Consider the following 2,443-nt stretch of genomic DNA (forward strand, 5'->3'; position numbering starts at 1 on the left):
ACATTAGGAAATCCTTGAGGTGCATCCTTTTTTACAACATAGCCGCTGCTCGTATAAGTAACAACTTGTCCGGCTTTATAGTTGGGAGCGGCTGCAAGACTAAAGGCGGTAGTACTTTGTAAGCCAGCTCCTGTACCCCCAGTAGCGCCGGTAGCTCCAGTGGGCCCAGTGATGCCGGTAGGTCCGGTGCTTCCAGTGGGTCCAGTAGCCCCACTTTCTACTAATACGATATAATCTGAAGAGACATTAGGAAATCCTTGAGGTGCATCCTTTTTTACAACATAGCCGCTGCTCGTATAAGTAACAACTTGTCCGGCTTTATAGTTGGGAGCGGCTGCAAGACTAAAGGCGGTAGTACTTTGTAAGCCAGCTCCTGTACCCCCAGTAGCGCCGGTAGCTCCAGTGGGTCCAGTGATGCCAGTGGATCCGGTGATGCCAGAAGGTCCAGTGCTTCCAGTGGGTCCGGTGATACCGGTAGATCCGGTGTTACCAGTGGGTCCAGTGTTCCCGTTAGAACCAATGGGGCGTCTGCCATCGCAACTAAAACAATTACGTGGGTACATGCATGTTCTCCTTTCTATATTTTGAAAATCTAGTTTTTAAAATAGAACTACTATATGTATATTAGGAATTCTATATTTTTGTGTGGTTGATTGTATTGTGTGTTTAGATTTTAACAGTAGGGTGAAAGTGTATCGTATATCGAATTTTTTTCTATTTTAAGTTTAGTAAAAAGAGATAGCTAAATTAGCTATCTCTTTAAAAATTTATAACCACCATTTTTCCTGTGGAACCAAAGTAACATCCACTTCAAAATTCTCTTTAAACCAATCATACATCAATGTTTCTTTCACTAAATATTCAGAGGCAGAGTGTGATACACCGATGAGTGACATATTCGTTTCTTTTACGTAATCCATAATGAGGGAGTATTTCTGTTTACCGTAATCATTGTCGATATGGCAATGGATTTCCCCTGTAATATATGCTTCAGCACCTTTTGCTTCTGCTTCTTTCATGAGAGAAACGACATCGCCACATCCCGCAATAATTGCAATTTTTTTGATAGAATCATGTTGTTTACCTTCGAAGTCTGTATAAGGAATATGGAAGAGATTTTTTAGACGCTTTTGGAGTGCTTCTGTGGATGTTTCATCTATTTCACAAATAAGGCCAACTGGCTCTTGTTCGGGGCCTTCATATGCAAAGCTGTCAACTACGTGAGCATGTAAGACTTTTGCAATTGAAATGCTCGTTCCATGCGTTTGATGAATATCCATTGGTCCGTGACATGTATATATAGAAAGTTGTTTTTCTTTTATCGCTTGCAAATATTTTTCAGGTATTGGAATAAAACCACGACCTGATTTTCCAAGCGGATCACCGCATTCCATTACAAGTGGGTGGTGCATAAAAAGTAAATCACCAGATGTGGATTGTGAAATGAATGTTTCAAGAACGTCATTTGTAGGAAAAACAGCTAAAAATACTTTATTTACAGTTTCAGCTCCTCGTATCATAAGACCGTTAAATAGCTCAATAAAATTGGCTTCAAAAAAATTTTGCCATGGAAATGGGATAGGATCATATACGGCCGGGATAAATCGACTAAAGGCACTGTCTTTTCCGTATTTTTCTATTTCGAATAAATGATTGAGTGATTGTTCTATTTCTTTTAAAGTTGGCATGTTATCCTCCTTGAATTAATTAGATGTTTTTGTTTTTTATAGCAAAATAAGAAGCGGATAGAAAACAAATAAAACCTAAAATCCAACCAATAGAAGGAGTATAGGGAAATATATGGTGTAATACTATACCGCTAGAAATAAAAAAGCTACCGAGTAGACCTAGGAAGATGGGGTATCGTAGTAATTTGAGCATGGGTGATACAACCTCCTTTACTACATACATTGTATATTGTTCATAATTTTCTGTATATATCTTTAAAGAAAAATGATGGTACAATATATGAAGGATACGAGAAGAGAGGATGAAGATTAGAGTATGTACGTTACTGTAACAGAAGCAGCATATAAAAAGATTGTGGATACGATTCCAAATGAAGCGAAATATATAAAGTTATTTTACGATAATGAAGGTTGCGGTTGTGTAATGAGCGGAATTATCGATTTAGTAGCTGTAGCAGAAAAAGATGAGCGCGATGTGGATATTGAATCAAGCAAGTTTAGCTTTATCGCAGATCGCACAAAGCTTGTATTTATGGATGATAAGTTAACAGTTGATTGGCATGAAGGTGGAGGGACTTTTCAACTGAAGAGCCCGAGCCAATTTTATAATCCAAATATGAAGTTACATGTTCGAGTGTAGTAAAGGAAAGGTGGTTCCAAAATGTATTTTGGAACCACTTTTTTTATTGAATAAGCTGCTATTTTTGTCGTTTTTTGTTGATAAGTCGATATATTTAAAAAATCGCTGATATAAT

Annotated in this window: 3 protein-coding genes and 1 pseudogene; 1 reads left to right on the forward strand and 3 read right to left on the reverse strand. The window is 37.8% G+C overall.

Annotated features, from left to right (window positions below):
• Positions 1-116 precede the first annotated feature (116 nt).
• The 3 genes and pseudogenes from MR083_RS27895 to MR083_RS26410 form a co-directional block, all read right to left on the reverse strand.
• A pseudogene (locus tag MR083_RS27895) lies at positions 117-563 on the reverse strand (collagen-like protein); the annotation flags it as partial.
• A 204-nt stretch (positions 564-767) separates the two neighbouring features.
• Positions 768-1,688 carry a Nif3-like dinuclear metal center hexameric protein gene (locus MR083_RS26405; protein WP_001142607.1) on the reverse strand — a complete coding sequence of 307 codons (921 nt, stop codon included), beginning with the start codon at positions 1,686-1,688 and terminating at the stop codon, positions 768-770.
• A gap of 19 nt (positions 1,689-1,707) precedes the next feature.
• Positions 1,708-1,911 (reverse strand): hypothetical protein, encoded by a 204-nt coding sequence (locus MR083_RS26410; RefSeq protein WP_073569507.1) that lies wholly within the window; start codon positions 1,909-1,911, stop codon positions 1,708-1,710.
• 93 nt (positions 1,912-2,004) lie between these two features.
• On the opposite strand from MR083_RS26410, the gene MR083_RS26415 reads away from it, so the two are divergent.
• Positions 2,005-2,328 (forward strand): iron-sulfur cluster biosynthesis family protein, encoded by a 324-nt coding sequence (locus MR083_RS26415; protein WP_000289576.1) that lies wholly within the window; start codon positions 2,005-2,007, stop codon positions 2,326-2,328.
• The last annotated feature ends 115 nt before the right edge of the window (positions 2,329-2,443 follow it).

Source organism: Bacillus cereus group sp. BfR-BA-01408 (genome assembly GCF_022663305.1).
Taxonomy (GTDB): domain Bacteria; phylum Bacillota; class Bacilli; order Bacillales; family Bacillaceae_G; genus Bacillus_A; species Bacillus_A pacificus.

Excerpts from the sequence above, each read along its gene's own strand:
- MR083_RS26405 (WP_001142607.1), bottom strand. The coding sequence starts at position 1,688 with ATGCCAACTTTAAAAGAAATAGAACAATCACTCAATCATTTATTCGAA.
- MR083_RS26410 (WP_073569507.1), bottom strand. The coding sequence starts at position 1,911 with ATGTATGTAGTAAAGGAGGTTGTATCACCCATGCTCAAATTACTACGA.
- MR083_RS26415 (WP_000289576.1), top strand. The coding sequence starts at position 2,005 with ATGTACGTTACTGTAACAGAAGCAGCATATAAAAAGATTGTGGATACG.